This is a genomic window from Demequina aurantiaca, assembly GCF_050598105.1.
In the GTDB taxonomy this organism is placed as follows: domain Bacteria; phylum Actinomycetota; class Actinomycetes; order Actinomycetales; family Demequinaceae; genus Demequina; species Demequina aurantiaca_A.
This window is the reverse complement of record NZ_CP192436.1, coordinates 455,938-472,544: the sequence shown is the minus strand read 5'-3', so window position 1 is coordinate 472,544 and position 16,607 is coordinate 455,938. Positions and strand designations below refer to the sequence as shown.

19 protein-coding genes and 1 tRNA gene are annotated in these 16,607 nt (G+C 66.2%); 7 read left to right on the top strand and 13 right to left on the bottom strand.

The window, feature by feature from the left end; translation table 11 throughout:
* Positions 1-23: 23 nt before the first annotated feature.
* Both serC and ACQU6B_RS02120 read left to right on the top strand, forming a co-directional pair.
* On the top strand, positions 24-1,148 hold the full coding sequence (serC, locus tag ACQU6B_RS02125; protein WP_430868395.1) for a phosphoserine transaminase: 1,125 nt from the start codon (positions 24-26) through the stop codon (positions 1,146-1,148).
* Complete coding sequence (locus ACQU6B_RS02120) at positions 1,145-1,948, top strand: CAP domain-containing protein (RefSeq protein WP_430868394.1); 804 nt, start codon at positions 1,145-1,147, stop codon at positions 1,946-1,948. Before serC ends, ACQU6B_RS02120 begins: the two co-directional genes overlap by 4 nt.
* On the opposite strand, the gene ACQU6B_RS02115 is transcribed toward ACQU6B_RS02120, so the two are convergent.
* From ACQU6B_RS02115 to ACQU6B_RS02105, 3 genes are read right to left on the bottom strand one after another with little or no spacing between them, the layout of a single operon-like run.
* On the bottom strand, positions 1,945-3,162 hold the full coding sequence (locus ACQU6B_RS02115; RefSeq protein WP_430868393.1) for an MFS transporter: 1,218 nt from the start codon (positions 3,160-3,162) through the stop codon (positions 1,945-1,947). The genes ACQU6B_RS02120 and ACQU6B_RS02115 overlap by 4 nt on opposite strands.
* 8 nt (positions 3,163-3,170) lie before the next feature.
* On the bottom strand, positions 3,171-4,154 hold the full coding sequence (locus ACQU6B_RS02110; protein WP_430868392.1) for a DUF3027 domain-containing protein: 984 nt from the start codon (positions 4,152-4,154) through the stop codon (positions 3,171-3,173).
* A gap of 6 nt (positions 4,155-4,160) precedes the next feature.
* Positions 4,161-4,544, bottom strand: coding sequence for a cold-shock protein (locus tag ACQU6B_RS02105; protein WP_430868391.1), 384 nt, complete (start codon positions 4,542-4,544; stop codon positions 4,161-4,163).
* 195 nt (positions 4,545-4,739) lie between these two features.
* Between ACQU6B_RS02105 and ACQU6B_RS02100 the strand changes: the two genes are divergently transcribed.
* The 3 genes from ACQU6B_RS02100 to ACQU6B_RS02090 all read left to right on the top strand — a co-directional run bounded on the left by ACQU6B_RS02100 (position 4,740) and on the right by ACQU6B_RS02090 (position 6,190).
* Positions 4,740-5,459, top strand: a complete 720-nt coding sequence (locus ACQU6B_RS02100; RefSeq protein WP_430868390.1) for an HD domain-containing protein — start codon at positions 4,740-4,742, stop codon at positions 5,457-5,459.
* 118 nt (positions 5,460-5,577) lie between these two features.
* Entirely contained in the window at positions 5,578-5,868 is a 291-nt protein-coding gene (locus ACQU6B_RS02095; protein WP_430868389.1) for a WXG100 family type VII secretion target, read from the top strand.
* Between the two features lie 46 nt (positions 5,869-5,914).
* Positions 5,915-6,190 carry a DUF4031 domain-containing protein gene (locus tag ACQU6B_RS02090; protein WP_430868388.1) on the top strand — a complete coding sequence of 92 codons (276 nt, stop codon included), beginning with the start codon at positions 5,915-5,917 and terminating at the stop codon, positions 6,188-6,190.
* A 112-nt stretch (positions 6,191-6,302) separates the two neighbouring features.
* On the opposite strand, the gene groL is transcribed toward ACQU6B_RS02090, so the two are convergent.
* The 3 genes from groL to ACQU6B_RS02075 all read right to left on the bottom strand — a co-directional run bounded on the left by groL (position 6,303) and on the right by ACQU6B_RS02075 (position 9,098).
* A complete protein-coding gene (groL, locus tag ACQU6B_RS02085; RefSeq protein WP_430868387.1) occupies positions 6,303-7,931 on the bottom strand; it encodes a chaperonin GroEL in 1,629 nt (542 codons plus the stop codon).
* A 243-nt stretch (positions 7,932-8,174) separates the two neighbouring features.
* Positions 8,175-8,786 carry a LytR C-terminal domain-containing protein gene (locus ACQU6B_RS02080; RefSeq protein WP_430868386.1) on the bottom strand — a complete coding sequence of 204 codons (612 nt, stop codon included), beginning with the start codon at positions 8,784-8,786 and terminating at the stop codon, positions 8,175-8,177.
* A gap of 9 nt (positions 8,787-8,795) precedes the next feature.
* Positions 8,796-9,098, bottom strand: a complete 303-nt coding sequence (locus ACQU6B_RS02075) for a DUF3263 domain-containing protein (RefSeq protein WP_430868385.1) — start codon at positions 9,096-9,098, stop codon at positions 8,796-8,798.
* 130 nt (positions 9,099-9,228) lie between these two features.
* Here ACQU6B_RS02075 and ACQU6B_RS02070 point away from each other — a divergent pair, with 130 nt between their 5' ends.
* Positions 9,229-9,918 carry a uracil-DNA glycosylase gene (locus ACQU6B_RS02070; RefSeq protein ID WP_430868384.1) on the top strand — a complete coding sequence of 230 codons (690 nt, stop codon included), beginning with the start codon at positions 9,229-9,231 and terminating at the stop codon, positions 9,916-9,918.
* Here the strand turns inward: ACQU6B_RS02070 and ACQU6B_RS02065 are convergent.
* From ACQU6B_RS02065 to ACQU6B_RS02035, 7 genes are all read right to left on the bottom strand, one after another.
* Positions 9,915-10,733, bottom strand: a complete 819-nt coding sequence (locus ACQU6B_RS02065; RefSeq protein WP_430868383.1) for a hypothetical protein — start codon at positions 10,731-10,733, stop codon at positions 9,915-9,917. The genes ACQU6B_RS02070 and ACQU6B_RS02065 overlap by 4 nt on opposite strands.
* Positions 10,730-11,284, bottom strand: coding sequence for a signal peptidase I (locus tag ACQU6B_RS02060; RefSeq protein ID WP_430868382.1), 555 nt, complete (start codon positions 11,282-11,284; stop codon positions 10,730-10,732). Before ACQU6B_RS02060 ends, ACQU6B_RS02065 begins: the two co-directional genes overlap by 4 nt.
* Positions 11,285-11,321: 37 nt before the next feature.
* Positions 11,322-11,738: a hypothetical protein gene (locus tag ACQU6B_RS02055; protein ID WP_430868381.1), complete on the bottom strand. Its 417-nt coding sequence runs from the start codon at positions 11,736-11,738 to the stop codon at positions 11,322-11,324.
* Between the two features lie 301 nt (positions 11,739-12,039).
* Positions 12,040-12,115: transfer RNA gene (locus ACQU6B_RS02050), tRNA-Thr, on the bottom strand.
* Positions 12,116-12,199: 84 nt separating this feature from the next.
* Positions 12,200-12,973 carry a DsbA family protein gene (locus ACQU6B_RS02045; RefSeq protein ID WP_430868380.1) on the bottom strand — a complete coding sequence of 258 codons (774 nt, stop codon included), beginning with the start codon at positions 12,971-12,973 and terminating at the stop codon, positions 12,200-12,202.
* Positions 12,974-12,976: 3 nt separating this feature from the next.
* A complete protein-coding gene (locus ACQU6B_RS02040) occupies positions 12,977-13,504 on the bottom strand; it encodes a MauE/DoxX family redox-associated membrane protein (protein WP_430868379.1) in 528 nt (175 codons plus the stop codon).
* Between the two features lie 132 nt (positions 13,505-13,636).
* Positions 13,637-15,250 carry a protein kinase domain-containing protein gene (locus ACQU6B_RS02035; RefSeq protein ID WP_430868378.1) on the bottom strand — a complete coding sequence of 538 codons (1,614 nt, stop codon included), beginning with the start codon at positions 15,248-15,250 and terminating at the stop codon, positions 13,637-13,639.
* Between the two features lie 167 nt (positions 15,251-15,417).
* On the opposite strand from ACQU6B_RS02035, the gene ACQU6B_RS02030 reads away from it, so the two are divergent.
* A complete protein-coding gene (locus ACQU6B_RS02030; RefSeq protein WP_430868377.1) occupies positions 15,418-16,578 on the top strand; it encodes an ABC transporter ATP-binding protein in 1,161 nt (386 codons plus the stop codon).
* Positions 16,579-16,607 lie beyond the last annotated feature (29 nt).

Here is a 16,607-nt window from a genome sequence, read left to right as displayed (position 1 = left end):
ACCGCGCCCAGTACGCTGTTGCCATGTTTGAACCCATCTCAATTCCTGCCAATCTCCTTCCCGCCGATGGTCGTTTTGGTGCCGGACCCTCCAAGGTGCGCGCGGCTCAACTCGACGCGCTGATGGCCGCGCAACCCACTGTGCTCGGCACCTCACACCGCCAGGCGCCCGTGAAGGACCTCGTCGGCGACGTGCGCACGATGCTCGCGACGCTCTTCGCCATCCCCGATGGCTACGAGGTGATCCTCGGCAACGGCGGTTCGACTATGTTCTGGGACGCCGCCGCCTTCGGGTTGGTGGAGCGCAAGGCGCAGCACGCGGCCTTCGGCGAGTTCGGCCAGAAGTTCGCCAAGGCGACGCTCGCCGCCCCGCACCTTGAGGCATCGTCCGTCCGTAGCGCTGAGCCGGGAGGCGTCATCCTGCCCACCGCGGAGGCCGGCGTGGACGTCTACGCCTGGCCGCACAACGAGACGTCGACAGGCGCGATGGTCGAGGTCCTGCGGCCCGACGGAATCGGTGATGCTCTCACCGTCGTGGACGGCACGTCTGCGGCCGGCGGGCTGTTCCTCGACGCTCGCCAGAGCGACGTCTACTACTTCGCCCCCCAGAAGAGCTTCGCCTCCGACGGCGGCATCTGGTTCGCACTGGTCTCCCCCGCTGCTATCGAGCGGATCGAGCGGATCGCTGCGAGTGGTCGCTACATTCCCGAGTCGCTGTCGCTCTCCGCGGCACTCACCAACTCCCGCGTGAACCAGACCCTGAACACCCCCGCCGTCGCCACGCTCGTGCTCATGAAGGCGCAGTTGGAATGGATGCTGGCAGGCGGCGGCATGGAGTTTGTGACGACCCGCACGTCGCGGTCAGCGCGCATCGTCTACGAGTGGGCCGCCGCGCGGGACTGGACTGAGACGTTTGTCACAAACCCTTCAAACCGTTCTTCCGTCGTAGCTACCATCGGACTCGACGACAAGGTTGATTCGGCCCTTTTGCGCCAGCACCTCAGGGCGAATGGCGTCGTGGACGTTGATCCGTACCGGAAATTGGGCCGCAATCAGATCCGAGTCGGAATGTATCCGGCCGTAGATCCCGAAGACGTCTCGGCGCTTACGCGCAGCATCGACTACTTAGTGGAGAGATTACTGACATGACTGAACAGCAGGATGTAACCAGCCCCACGCGTCGTCGACGCCACGGCAACACCATCCTGCTAGGCACCATCCCAGTCGCAGTAGCCCTCACCGCCCTGCTCACCTCGGGCACGTGGGCCTCCACCCCCGACGAGTCTCAACTCGCGGACGGCGCGCCCACCGGCGGGATCGCTGCGCCCGCCCCGGCCCCGATGCCCAGCATCGTCGCTCCCGGAACCGTCGCCGATGCGGCCGTCGTGACGCAGAAGATTACCGTGACGCTGCCCCCCAAACCGGTCGTGGTGGCCGCCCCGGCAGCCGCCGCGTCGACGTCGTCGAACAATTCCACCAGTACGGCAAAGAAGTCGACCGGATCCTCGACGAGCAGTTCGGCGAGCTTCCAGTCCTACTGTGCGAACCCGCAGGGGCCTTACTCCGCCTCCGGCGGGGTGCAGTCGCTGCTGTCGGCCGCCAACAAGGAACGCGCACGCATTGGGATCAAGCCCCTCTCGTGGTCGTCCTCGCTGGCCGGATCGGCCACCAGCTGGTCCAAGACCATGGCCGCTAAGGACTCCAAGACCTCGGGCAACGCCGACGCGCTGTCACACAACCCCAACCGTCCGGGCGCGGAGAACGTGGCCGTCAGCTACGTGAGCACGGGCCTCAGCCAGAGCGGCGCAGTGTCTCGCGCCCACCCCAACTGGATGTATTCGAACGGGCACTGCCTCAACATTATGAATCCCGCGTACTCCACGATGGGCGCCGGAATGGCCGCGACCAGCGACGGCAAGACCTGGTACACGACCGCAAACTTCCGCTAGAGGTCCAGCGGGGTCGCGGGCTGCGGATGCGACGCGTTGCCGCGCCACGGGGGAATCCAGCGGTAGAGGCCGTACGCCGTCGCCACCCCGGCGCCGCCGACGAGCCAGAATCCCACCGGTAGGGCAATCGCCGCGCCCGCGGAGACGGCCGCCGGCCCGATGAATCCGCCCACGTCCTGAGCGATCATCCAGACCCCAGTGAAGACAGAGCGCGTCGCGCGCGGGGCGACGTCCGCCGCGAGCGTCATGATCACGCCGGAGCCCCAGCCGTTGCCTATGCCCAGCGCGATGGCCGCGAGGGTCACCCCCACCGCGCCCGACGTGGCCGTCAGAGCGATAGTGCCCAACCCCAGGATGAGGGTAGACGGCACGGCCGTCCAGGCGCGACCGAAGCGGTCCATCACGACTCCGGCGGGGTAGAAGAGCACCATGTCTACCGCGGCGTTGATGCCGAAGATGAGCGTGGCTACCTGCGGGCTAAGCCCCACGTGCGTCGCCCATAGAGGGATCACCACCAGGCGCGCGGCCCGCACGGCCCCGGTGAAGACGATCGCCACGCCAAGGGTACGGAACACCTTCGCGTTGTCCTTGACTACCTTGAGGGGCGAGGCCTTGTCCTCGGGCTCGGCATGGCGCCGCAGGTTCCATGCATTGGACAGCCTCAGCGCGACCATGGCGGCCAAGGCGGCGATTGCGGCGGCGACGTACACCCAGTGGATGCCCCAGATGCCGATGATGGCGGCACCCATGAGGGGGCCGACGAAGTTCGCGATCCGCCACACGCCCGCGAGCGTGGTGAGGGCGCGGGCCCGGTACTGAGGCCGGACCGCAGCGTTTATTTGGCCCTGGCGGGAGATGTGATAGCCGGCGTGGCCGACACCGATAGTGAAGGCACCCACCACAAACAGCGCAATCGCAGGTGAGGCCGCGCAGATGACCGATCCCGTCGCGATCACCGCGAGCGCGACCATCGCGGCGCGCGCCGGTCCCAGCCCTGCTGAAAGCCTGCCGCCCACGGCCGATCCGGCGATGCGGCCCACGGCGTACGCGGCCACCGCCAGCGAGGCGATCACGGAGCTGTAGTCGAACGCCAGCACCGAGAGCGCGAGTACGGGGAGAACCGCGCCGAGCCCAATCTCGGCGAGAAAGGTCGGGATGTAGGTCGAGGTAGCGAGGTCGCGCGCCACCGTGGCGCGCGAGCCCCCTTTAGCCATCGGTACTGCTAGTTCGCGTCTGGCTCGGCGTTACCCTCCACGGGCGCGTCGGTCGGTAGGTCGGGCGCTGCATCGGTCGGCGACTCTTGCGAGACGTCGGTCGGCGACTCCGGCGCGGCTTCCGCCGTCTGGTTCGCTGCCTCGACAACTTCCGAAGCATCACTGCCCTCAGCGTCCTCATTGGTCTCCGCGACCTCCACCGGGGCGGCCGCCTCAACCTCGGGCTCGGGCTCGGGCTCCGGCTCGGGATCAGGCGTGGTCAGGTCGAAACCTACCGGCACGTCGTTCTCGAACACGGGATCGGCCTCGGGCCACTGCGACTGCTGCCGCTCGACGTCGGTCTGCGAGTGGGCGCCGCAACCGTGGTCGACCGCGACTACGCGGCCGTCGGACTGCGACCACTCGTTGGTGCAGGCCCCAAAGGCCATGCGCAGCGAGCCGGTGAGCGGGACAAAGAACGCGCAGGTGGAACACGGAGCGGCGGAGGCTACCGCGGAGGGTGCCGTCTTGCCGTGCGATCCGCGCGCCCAGCGCTGAGCGACATCCTCGCGACCTTCGGGGCCAAGCACGCGTTCGCGGCCCAGCCCGAACTCCCAGATTGCCAGCTCGTCCGCGTCGGCGTCGTCGGTGGCCTCGTACCCGGGCACCAGGCGCGGGTCCTCCTTCACGAACGGGAGCATCATGCCTGCGTCGAGGTCTCCGGGCTGCACACGGTCGGCCCAGGGGACCCACGCGGGCGCCAGCAACGCGTCGTCCGTCGGAATGAGTTCCGACTCGCAGACCGTGGCCGTCTTGGCCCGCGGGGCGCGTGCAAGCGTCACTGACCAAACCCAACCGCGGTACCCGGGCAGCGTGCACGCGAAGAGGTGCGTGACCAGCCTCTCGCCGGCCTTGGCCGACCCTACGTGGGCGCCGACTGCAGCGTCGTCGTTCGCGGTCTCGACCGCCGCCTCGCGGGCGACGTCGAGTGCTTGGTCAAGAACGGTATCCATGAAGTCCTAAGCGTCCAGCTGTTCGGCGACCGCACGCAATACTGCGGCCACTTGTGCGCCCTTGGCGGGCTCGGGATAGCGTCCCTTGCGCAACGTCGTGGAGACGCCGTCCAGCATCTTGATCAAGTCCTCCACGATCACAGTCATGTCGTCCACCGGCTTGCGCAGGTTCTGGGACATCGACTGCACGGGCTCGAGCATCGTGACTGACAGTGCCTGCGGTCCGCGACGGCCATCGGCCACGCTGTACTCAACCTTCGCACCCTTGCGAGGATTAGTGACATCCGCCGGCAGTGCGGAGGCGTGCAGGAAGACCTCGTCGCCTGCATCACTCTGGATGAAGCCAAACCCCTTGTCGGCGTCGTAGAACTTCACTTTTCCGGTTGGCACATTAACCTCGCGTCAATCAGCAGCGCCGCGTGTTCGGCACCGCCCACCAGTCTAGCCGGACGAGTAGCCACCAGCCACGTTCCCATCTTCGCGCGTAATGGGGGTAGTGTGCCGTGGTCGGTTGAACTCGTCCCGTTGAACCGCGTGGCAACACACTGAAGCAGGACGTGTTGTCTAGACACCACTGAGGAGACCATGCCACTAAGCCCCACCCCCGCGTGGTTGCTGCCGACGTTTGTGCGGGCGGCGACTGGCGCAGGCTCGGCCGCCTCAACCGCCAGCATCGAGCGCGCCGGAAGGCGGCTCCTGGCTCGCTGGGAGGAGCCTCGTCGGCACTTCCACAACGTGCGACACCTCATCGACCTGCTGCAGCACGTGGACGAACTCCAGCAAGAAACCCATAACCCGCATGTGGTCCGCCTCGCGGCTTGGTATCACGGGGCGATCTTCTCCTCGGATGAGGCCGACGCGTACGCACACCGCGGTGGCGAGGACGAGGACGCGAGCGCCGAGTACGCCCGCCTGGAACTCGCCTCTCTCGATATGCCCGCCACAGCCATCGACGCCGTGGCGACCATGGTCAAGGCGCTGTCACGTCACACCCGCAACCCGGTCAGCTCGGACTGCGCGGTACTGTGCGACGCGGACCTGGCTGTGCTGGCCTCAGACCCGCAGCGGTACAAGGACTACGTCAGGGACGTCCGCGAGGAGTACGCCTACATCCCCGAACGCGAGTTTCTCGTGGCGCGCAAGGCAATCGTCAAGAAGCTACTCGCCCGCGAACAGCTCTACGTATCCCCGCTCGGAGCCACGTGGGAGCAAAGCGCCAGGCAGAACCTCGCCGCCGAGGCATCACGGATCGATAAGGCGCTGGCTCAGCTTGTCGCTAACGACGGCGAAGTCTCGGCCAACTAGCCGGACGCGCTCTGCTCCGCAGTTATCCACAGATCTCCGGCGCGCCCACGCCCTGCGCCGAAGCGTGCCTAGCCTCGTAGGTGAGCCCATCCAGTGGCTCCTCACCTAAGGAGCAGCAATGACGCAGTACAACGTTGATGCGGGAGAAATCCTGCGCGGGGCGCAACGAGCCTCCCATTCCGGGGAGAACATCCGTGCGGAGGTCGCGGGCCTCCTGGGCACCCTCACGGCGCTGGAGGGCACCTGGCAGGGAGGCGCCGCGAGCGCCTTCACCGGCGTCCTGGAGCAGTGGCGCGCTGCCCAGGCGCAAGTGGAGTCCGCTCTCGACTCCATGGGGGTGGCGTTGGGGCAGGCGGCCCAGGAGTACGAGTCCGCGGAGACCCAGGCGTCGCGGCTGTTTGCTCGCTGACCGGGTGCGCTACGGCTTTGCCGCGTGCCTCCCGTAGGCTCTGCGCATGAGCGTGCTGATCGATCCCCCGCTGTGGCCCAACCACGGCACCGTGTGGGGGCATCTCGTGTCCGACACGTCGCTAGACGAGTTGCACGCGTTCGCGCGAGCGGCGGGTATCCCCGAACGCGGATTCGACCTGGATCACTACGACGTGCCCGTCGAGCGCTATGCGCAGTTGCAGGAGCAGGGCGCGCACCTCGTAGACGGGCGCGAACTTGTGCGCCGGCTGCGCGCCTCCGGCCTCCGCGTCACCTCCGCACGCCGACACGGCCGCGCCTGAACCACCTGGGAGGCGGCGGCGCACGACAAAGGCGGCGCGGTGCCGCGCTCAACGGAGGTCAATGACCACCCTCGAGACGCGGCTCCACGCCGCCTAGGAGTGCCTGCGTGAGCTAGAAGCCCATGCCGCCCATGTCGGGCGCGCCGCCGCCACCCATGGCGGCTGCGGGCTCGGGCTTGTTAGCCACAACCGCTTCGGTCGTGAGGAACAGCGCCGCGATGGAGGCTGCGTTCTGCAGAGCAGAGCGCGTCACCTTGACCGGGTCGTTGACGCCAGCCGCGAGGAGGTCCTCGTACACACCGGTAGCGGCGTTGAGGCCGTGTCCGACGGGCAGGGTCTTGACCTTCTCGACAACAACTCCGCCTTCGAGGCCGGCGTTGATGGCGATCTGGCGCAACGGAGCCGAGATCGACAGCTCGACGATACGAGCACCGGTTGCCTCGTCACCCTCGAGGTGAAGGTTGGCGAATGCCTTGGTGCCAGCCTGAATAAGGGCAACGCCACCACCGGCGACGATTCCCTCTTCAACAGCAGCCTTAGCGTTACGCACTGCGTCCTCGATGCGGTGCTTGCGCTCCTTGAGCTCGACCTCGGTCGCGGCTCCGGCCTTGATGACTGCAACGCCACCTGCCAGCTTGGCAAGGCGCTCCTGCAGCTTCTCGCGGTCGTAGTCCGAGTCAGAGCTCTCGATCTCGGCACGGATCTGACGTACGCGACCCTCGATGAGCTCGGCTTCGCCGGCGCCCTCGACAATCGTCGTCTCGTCCTTGGTGACAACGACCTTGCGTGCCTGACCAAGCAGTTCCAGACCAGCGGTGTCGAGGGACAGGCCCACGGACTCCGAAATCACGGTACCGCCGGTGAGGACGGCCATGTCCTGGAGCATCGCCTTGCGACGGTCTCCAAAGCCGGGAGCCTTGACGGCAGCAGCCTTGAACGTGCCACGGATCTTGTTCACGACCAGGGTCGCGAGGGCTTCACCCTCGATGTCCTCGGCGATGATGAACAGCGGCTTGCCCGCCTGCATGACCTTCTCAAGCAGCGGCAGGACGTCCTTGATGTTCGTGATCTTCGACTCGACCAGGAGCACGTAAGCGTCCTCGAGGACGACTTCCTGACGCTCGGGGTCGGTGACGAAGTACGCGGACAGGAAGCCCTTGTCGAAGCGCATGCCCTCGGTCAGCTCCAGCTCGAGGCCCAGCGCGCTGGACTCCTCGACGGTGATGACGCCTTCCTTGCCGACCTTGTCCATCGCCTCGGCGATGAGCTCACCGATGGCGGGGTCGCCAGCGGAGATGCCAGCGGTCGCGGCGATCTCTTCCTTGGTCTCGACTTCCTTGGCCGCCAGCAGCAGTTCGGCGGTTACGGCCTCGACAGCCTTCTCGATGCCCTTCTTCAGAGCGATCGGGTTGGCGCCGGCTGCGACGTTGCGCAGACCCTGCGTCACCAGCGCCTGTGCGAGCACGGTGGCGGTGGTGGTGCCGTCGCCGGCTACGTCGTCAGTCTTCTTGGCGACTTCCTTGACGAGCTCGGCGCCGATGCGCTCGAAAGGCTCATCGAGTTCGATTTCCTTAGCGATCGACACACCATCGTTCGTGATGGTGGGCGCTCCCCAGCTCTTCTCGAGTACTACGTTGCGGCCCTTCGGGCCGAGGGTGACCTTGACGGCATCGGCGAGGGCATTCATGCCCCGTTCCATGCCGCGGCGGGCCTCTTCGTCAAAGGCAATAATTTTTGCCATGGGTAAATCCCCTTGTCACATGGGTGGTGGCTGTGCGCTGCCCGCGACGGACGATGCAGGGCCACGAGTTCACGTCACTCGCAGTCCGGACACCTCAACAACACAACCGAGGTCTATTAGCACTCTCGGGTCGAGAGTGCTAAGTCCGATTTTGGCACTCTGACCCGCCGAGTGCAAGCCACGAGCACGTGTTCCGCCCACGGCGGAGCGCCGAACGCCCGCGCATCGGCGCCGCGGCGGAGGCTAGGCGTCGGGGTTAGAGGCGAGCAGCACTTCGATCTCGGCGCCACCGGGCGTGGATCCGCCCTGAACCGCCTCGATTCCGAGCGTCTGCGCGACGTTCGCGGCGGTGTCCGCGAGTCGGTCCTCGGAATACGTCACGGTGTTCTGCCCGTCGGGGATCAGCGAGGACGAGATGTTATTTGCCTCGATGTTCGTGTAGCCCGCAGCTTCGAGGTCCGCCTGCTGCTCGGCCGCGAGACCCGCGACGCCGGAACCGTTACGCACGTGAACCTGCGCGTCGTAGATGATCTCCGGCTCGGGCTCGGCGGTCTCGGTTGGGGTGGGCGTCGGCGAGGGCGTCGGGCTGGGCGTGACAGAAGGCGCCACCGACGGCGTCGCCGAGGGGGTCGCCGAGATGCTGGCGGTCGGGCTGGGCGTGGCCGCAGCATCCGTCGTCGAGTCTTGGTTCCACAGGAAGGTCGCGATCACGTAGGCGAATAGGCCGGCGGCGATAAAGACGAGCAACGGCGGCAGCAGCCTGACGTACCACTTGCGCGGGGCGCGGTGGACGCCCACAGGTCCGCCCGATCGGGCGATCTCGTCGAATTCGTCTGGCTCGTAGATGTCAGGCACGTGAGAACCCTACCCGTGCGTGCCAGCGTCCCACGAACGGGTGACGCGGCCACGTTGGCGCGCGGAACGCATCCGGCGCAGGCGCTTCACCAGCATGGGGTCGTGAGCGAGCGCCGTCTCGTTATCGATTAGCGCATTAAGTACCTGGTAATACTGGGTGCCGGACATCGAAAATAGCGAGCGAATCGCGTCTTCCTTGGCCCCCGCGTACTTCCACCACTGGCGCTCGAAGGAAAGGATCTCCGCGTCGCGTTCTGTGAGCCGCGCGGGTTCGGGTTGCGCTTCGGCGAGACGGACTACGTTGTCTGTCACGATCGCCCCTCCAACGCTCTGTTCGCTACGCGCTCGTGCATAGCAATACAGATTTCACATTACCTGCGAACCACCACCCCGCCTTTAGGCGCGACGGCGGCGTTTCGCAACTGGCACTAGCGTAGTTGCCATGAGCGAGTGGTGGCGCAGCGGCATGGCCCCCGACTGGGCCGACGCCCTCGAGCCGGTTGCCGGCGACCTCGACGCGATCGGGGCGACGCTCTCTCGCGAGCATGCGAACGGCGTCGAGGTACTTCCGGCTTCCCAGTTGATCCTGCGTGCGTTCCAACGGCCGCTAGCTGACGTCCGCGTGCTGATAGTCGGTCAAGACCCGTACCCCACCCCGGGAGACGCCGTGGGGCTGAGTTTCTCGGTGGCTCCCGGCGCGCCGATGCCACGGTCGCTTAAGAACATCGCGACGGAGTTGGCCGCGGACACCTCACAGAGCCTTCGCGACGGGGACCTGAGCCACTGGGCCGACCAGGGGGTGCTGCTTCTCAACCGTTTTCTCACGGTGCGGGCGGGCGCTGCTGGTTCGCACCGCCGCATCGGCTGGGAGGCGGTGACGGATCACGCGATTCGGGCGCTCGTGGCCCGCGGCGGGCCACTGGTTGCGGTGCTGTGGGGACGCGAGGCCCAGTCCGTGACGCCGCTCCTGGGCGACGTTCCGATCATCGCCAGCGCGCACCCCAGTCCCCTCAGCGCCCGTCGAGGGTTCTTTGGGTCGCGACCGTTCTCGCGCGTGAATGCTTTGATGACCGCCCTACACGAGACGCCCATTGCGTGGGCAACTCCCGTGCCGTCGATCAAAGAACCCTAGGAACAGATACTTCCGGCGTTGCCGACAGCGCTACCTGATAGGTAACCATCCATTCGGTTACTCGATCCCCAGGTGAGGTTCGCCTGGCCCACGAAAATCGGAAGCTGGCTGCATGCGTAGCCCGGCGCGGCGAGAGGGTTTCCGTTGCCGCTGATGTTCGTCGGCAGCAAGCCTTGGAAGTATGGATCAGCGAAGTCGATGGTCACACGCCAGTTGCCCGTGGTGACACCGGACACGGTGAAATACAAGTTGAAGTGCTTGGGAGGAGTTCCACCCCACGCGTCAAAGTTGGTATAGGAGACCGTACAAGAGTTCCCGGTCGGAGTGCCGTAGCTCGCCGGGGCCTCCCAAGAGTTGCCTGGCCACGCGGTGAGTTCAACACACGAGTATGGGCCGGTCGCTGGCGCCGTCCAGGTGGTGTTGAGCCACCAGGTGTTGACGAACACGCCAACGCTGGCCACGTTCGCGGTGTTGTACGCGGAGACGGTGACATTGTTGGTGCCGGTGGCCGCGCTCGCGAGCGTCCCTGTCGCCAGGATCGTCCCGCCCGTTCCGACGATGCTGACTGACACGGGAAGACCCGCGCAGGCCGAGGGCATGCTTGAGATGCGCAGCGTCGTGCTGGCGGTACTCGATGCCGGGGCGGTTGTCGCGGCCGTGGCCGTCGAGCACCGCGCGGCCGTGTTGATCACGGGGTGAGACGCGCTGACGCTGAGCTGCGCCGCAGAGGCGGGTGACGCCACCGCGAGCGCCAGGAGCAACACGACGATGGCGGCGACTGCTGCAGTGAGCGGCGCCGCGAGACGCCGGGTCACTCGCGCACCTGGTCGCGATCCGCGTCGGTCTCGTCCTCGGAAAGCTCCGGGCACTCCTTGGAGGGCCAGATAATAAGTCCGAACGCGATCAGCAGCATGCTGCCCCACACCAGGGGGCTGCTCAAGACTGAGGCCACCGCACCTAACGACGGGACGCTGAACTCGGCGATGCCAATGACGTCCTCGTTGGTGGGGTGGAACGGGTCGACAAAGTCGTTGTTGTCGCCCTGGAGGTCCCAGCCGGTCTGGCCGTCTCCCCCGATGATGCGGTGCACGATTTGCCCGCCGCCCAGGTCCGCGGTGGTGTAGACCACCACGTCGCCGATCTGCGGTTCGCCCGTGCGCGCCACCACGATGTCGCCCGTGTAGTACGTGGGTTCCATCGAGACGCCGTTGACCACGATGGTGGTGGTTCCGCCGCCCAGGCTGGACGGCCAGATGAAGAAGGCCAGCAGCGCGAGCAGCCCCCATGCCAGCACCGATCCGAGCGCGCGGAGTCCCCGGCGGCCAGTGCGGCCGTCGGTTTCCTGCGTCTCGAGGGTGCCGGACATGGAGTCTGCTCGTCGCTCTTCTACTGGCTAAACGCGATTAGTTGATCGAGACGGCGGCGCCGTAAACGTTGGCCGGGTTGATCGTGGTCGCGGGCGACGTGGCGGTAGGCGTCAGCGTGACGGACGTCGCGGCGGTCAGCGTCGTTGCGCCGGTGCCGAGCGTGACGGGCGTCGAGGCGTTGTTCTGCACGTAGACGGTGATCGTCTTGCCGGTGCAGGCCGCGTCGATGCCGGTGACCTTGATCGTGTCGACCTTGAACGAGTTGCTCGCGAAGGAGGTCGTGTACGCAACGTTGACGCCGTCGGTGTCGCAGCCGTTGTCCACGCCGATGCCGACGAGCGGCGAGGTCTGGGTGACGTTCAGCTGCGCTGCGGAGGCGAGGCTCAGTCCGGCGATGCCGACGATGCCGAGTGCTACTGCCGCGTACTTGCGCTTGTTGTTCTTCTTAGCCATGGCTGTGTGTTCCTTCTTTGAATTGGGATAACGCGGGGGCGGGCCGGATCTGGCTTCACCTGCCCGCGTGGGCAAATGCTCTAAGTCCGAGGTGACTCATGGAGGCTGCCCCCCATTCGGGGGGCACCTACACATCATGAGACGTGTGAGGTACGTCACTATGACGCATGTCACACCAGAAATGTTCCCCTGGGGGTATTTCGTGGCACTAGAATCCGGCTCGCAACGTTGCGTCATGCCGAATACCAGGCGTGTCGGCGAATCCGGAACATGTGATCCGAATAGCGATTTCCGTAAAATATGGAGCTGGCAGTGGGACTTGAACCCACAACCTCCCGATTACAAGTCGGGTGCGCTACCAATTGCGCCATGCCAGCTAGCTGCGCGATCACCGGGATCGCGAGCCCATTGTCTCACCCTCCGGCGCCCCGCTTTTCAGCGATGCGCCGGAGAGGCTGTCGCTAGAGCGACTCGAGGTATGCGCGCAGGGTGCCCGGGTTGAAGTAGCTCACCTCGGTCTGCTCGAGGATTTCGCCGTTCACCATGACGGTCGGGGTTCCGCCCACGCCGTCCTTCGACGACTGGTCGGTCGCAGCCAGCACCCACTTGTTGAAGTCGCCGCCGGAAAGCGAGTCCGCGACGTCCTGAGGCACGCCGACCGAAACCGCGATGACAGCGATCTCGTCATCGGACAGTCCCTCGGTTCCCTCTTCGGGCTGGTTCGTGTAGAGCAGCTCCGAGAACGCGTGGAAGTACTCGGGCGCCTGGTCGGCGACGGTTGCGGCTGCGTTAGCGGCCCGCGTGGAGTAATTGGTACCTAGCGAGTAGCTGTCCAGGATCGAGATGGGGTGGTAGTAGACCGAGATGTCTCCGGCCTCGCGCAGCGCGTCGAGGTCGGCGGCGTTGGTCTCCTCGAACTGCCCGCAGATGGGGCACATGAAGTCCTCGTAGATGTCTACGCGGGTGGCGTCCTCGGGGACGTCGACGGCGACGACCCCGGTGGTTCCGACAGGGATTCCGCCTGAAGCGTCCGATCCCGCGGGCAGAACCGCGCCGGACTCATCCAGGCCGGGCACCTTGGAGCTCGACACGATGAAGTACACAAGCCCGGCGAATAGCGCGAGGCCCACCACCGATGCGGCGATGATGATCATCGTCGACTTGCGCTCCTTCTTGTGCACCTGCTGCTGTGCGAGCAGGCGCGCCTGCGCTGCCTTTTCGTTCTTGCTTGCCATTGCTTAAGATCCTTCCGGGGTCTGCGGGACATTGTTCTGCGGGACATCATAGGGCGTGGAGTTCATCCAGCCATCAAGCGAAAACTTGCTGCGCGGGAAGATCAGGAGATAGGTGCCGAGCACGATGAACCCCACTCTCTCCGCCATATGCGCGTAGTAATTGACGGTGCCTTCCGGCACGTCTCCGCCGCCGCCGAAGCAGCCGCAGTCAATCGAGTAGCCGTGGGCCCATACCCAGATGACGCCGACGCTGAAGCCGACCATCATCGCCAGCCACATGATCGACGCGAGCCGCGTGAACAGCCCGAGTATCAGGAATAGCGCGAGAAGCAGTTCGAGGAACGGCAGCATGTTGCCCACGAGCGGGACCACCGCCTCGGGAAGCAGCCGGTACGCGCGCACGGCGCGAACCGAGGCCGGCAGGTCCTGCATTTTGGGGATCGCCGCAAAAATCAGGATTCCGGCCATTCCTAGCCGCACCAGCAGGCTAAGCCATGGCTGGGTCACGCCCCATCGCTTCTTGCCAGTCACTGGGTGATCCTCTCAACTGCTCTTGCTGGTCCGCGCGCCATCATAAAAAATACGCGGCGACCAGCAATGTTGCGGCAACGGCGTTGTCGGCTAAACGTACCGTAGAGCCGACTTGTTCCCGCCCGTTGGGACCTAGGTCGCAGTCGGCATCTGGGGCAATGGCCACCACCAGATATCCGCCTGCAGGTAGACGGCGACGGCGACGATCCCAATCGCCGCCAGCGAGATCACTACCCAGAGCGTCGCGACGCCCCTGGTAGGAGACAGCGTGGCCGCGACTCGATGCGCCCCCGCCCTCGTTCCTGCAGTGAGCGGCCCGCGCGCGAGCATGAAGACGGCAACAACCCCGCCAGCAACAAGCGCGAGGGCGTGACCCCAATTCTGCCCCGCGCTGGTGCCAGCGGCCAGGTGCTCCGCGCTTACTAGCCACCAAGCCGCGGCGGCCGTTCCTACTCCCGCCGCCGCGGAGAGCAGCGCCGACGGCAGCGACTCCGCCGCCGACCGGAGGAGATACCAAGGAAGCCCTATGGTGTGGACCACGCCGTCTCCGCGTCTCACGCCCTTGCGCGAGCGAGCGGCAGTCAGCGCCTGGTTCCGCCTAAAGGCGGTGCGTGCGACGATCGCGAAGATCACCATGGCCCCAAAGGCCACCACCGGCGCAACCGCCGCGCTGGCCACTAGCGCCGCACCCCACGCCATCAGCACCGTGTGGCGGGTGGGCTCGGCCACTACCTGCTCCTCGGAGCCGAATTCGTCCTCGGGATAGCCCGCGTCCGCCGGGTCAAGGACGCCCTCGCCGCCCGACGTCTGAACCGCGCCACTCGTGGCGGTCTCCCAAGTCTCAGAAGAGTCGGCCGCGTGCATTCCGCTCACATCGACGAACTGCGTGCCGCTCGGTGCGGCCGCCGCCATCACCGCCGTGGCCGCAAGCTCGTGCTCCTGGCCGCCCCGCTCGAACACCGTCGTGGCGCCGCGCAGCGCTGCCACCACGTCTCGCATTCCTGGGCGCCCGCCGACGTCCCGCCCGAGCGCCGCCGCGACCGCCTCCGCCCCGAGCACCTGCGCGATGGTCAGGTCACCCTCGAGCGTGCGACCTATCGCCTTGGAGCCCGAACCAAAAGGCGCGGTGCCGCTCATCGCATACGCGACCGTCGCCGCCCAGGACCAGTCGTCCGCGATGGGTCCCGGATCCGCGCCGTCGATGACCTCGGGCGCTACGTAACCCGCGGTCCCGCTGACTAGGCCGTCCCGGGTGAGCCGATCATCGTCCTGACGATGCGACAACCCGAAGTCGATCAGCACCGGGCCATCCGGGCCCATCATCACGTTAGACGGCGTGACGTCGCGATGCACTACCCCGGCGGCGTGCGCGGCCTCGAGCGCGCTGGCCATGCGCTCCGCGAAGAAGGCTAGCTGCTCGCCCTTGAGCGGCCCGTTCTCCTGCACGTAGTGGAACAGCGAGGTGCCCGGCACCAACTCGAAGACCACGAAGGTCTCGTCGGCGTCGAGTTCCGCGTCGATCACGCGCGGCACGGCCTCGTGGCGCAGTGACTGCAGCGCTGCCACCTCGCGCTCGAGCCGAGTAGCCGCCACCGCATCGGCCCTGGCGTCGACCAGCTTCAGCGCCGCGGGCGCGCCGGACTCGTCCGCGACCTGATAGACCGCGCCGGAGCCACCTCTGCCGAGAACGCCGGTCACTTGATATCCACCGATGCTGTCACCGATGCGTCGATCCACGCTAGCCATGCACTTACGCTACCGCCCCAAGGCTTGGATTGAACGCGGTGCTGTGGCAGGATGAATGCACGGTCGCATCGACGCAGCCGTAAGCAAGTGTCACAGTGGACACCACCTCGACACTCTTCACCACGGATCGTCTGGCACGTACCTGCCAGTGAAGGGATTTATCAATCATGGCAACAGTCACTTATGACGGCGCCTCGCGCATCTACCCGGGGACCGAGCGTCCTGCGGTAGACAACCTCAGCATCGAGATCGCCGACGGGGAATTCCTCGTCATGGTCGGACCCTCCGGTTGCGGAAAGTCCACCTCACTGCGCATGCTCGCGGGCCTCGAGGACATCGACGCCGGATCCATCTGGGTCGGGAACCGCGACGTCACCAACGTGCAGCCCAAGGACCGCGATATCGCGATGGTTTTCCAGTCCTACGCGCTGTACCCCCACATGTCCGTCGCGGACAACATGGGCTTCGCGCTCAAGATCGCGAAGTTCGACAAGGCCGAGATCCGCTCGCGCGTCGAGGATGCTGCCAAGATCCTCGACCTCACCGAGTACCTGGACCGCAAGCCCAAGGCGCTCTCCGGTGGTCAGCGTCAGCGCGTGGCCATGGGTCGCGCAATTGTCCGCCAGCCTCAGGTGTTCCTGATGGATGAGCCGCTGTCGAACCTTGACGCCAAGCTGCGCGTTCAGACCCGTACGCAGATTGCCGCGCTTCAGCGTCGTCTGGGCACCACCACTGTCTACGTCACGCACGACCAGACCGAGGCGCTGACCATGGGAGACCGCATCGCGGTTCTCAAGGACGGCCTGCTCCAGCAGATCGGCACCCCGCGCGACATGTACGACACGCCCAAGAACGTGTTCGTCGCCGGCTTCATCGGCTCGCCCGCGATGAACCTGGGCACCTACCAGGTATTCGACGGTCAGGCGCAGGTTGGTCGGGCCAAGGTGACCCTCACCCGCGAGGCTCTTGCAGCACTCAAGGCAGACGACAAGAACAACGTCGTCCTGGGCTTCCGTCCCGAGTCGCTCGACCGCGCCGCCCCGAACGCAGAGGGCGCCATCCCGATCGACGTCGACCTCGTCGAAGAGCTCGGCTCTGACGCGTTCGTCTACGGCACCATCCCCAACGAGTTCGGCGCAGCCAAGGACGTTCACTTTGCCGCCGGCGACTCACAGGTCATCGTCCGCATTGACCCCCGCGACGTCCCCGCCAAGGGCGACACGATCTGGGTCACGATCCGCACGGGCGAGCAGCACGTCTTCTCCTCCGCGACGGGCGACCGCCTCAACACCGAGCCGGTCACGACCGCAGCTTCGCCCGCGAAGTAGCACTCGGACGCACGTAACACCTCGCCTCG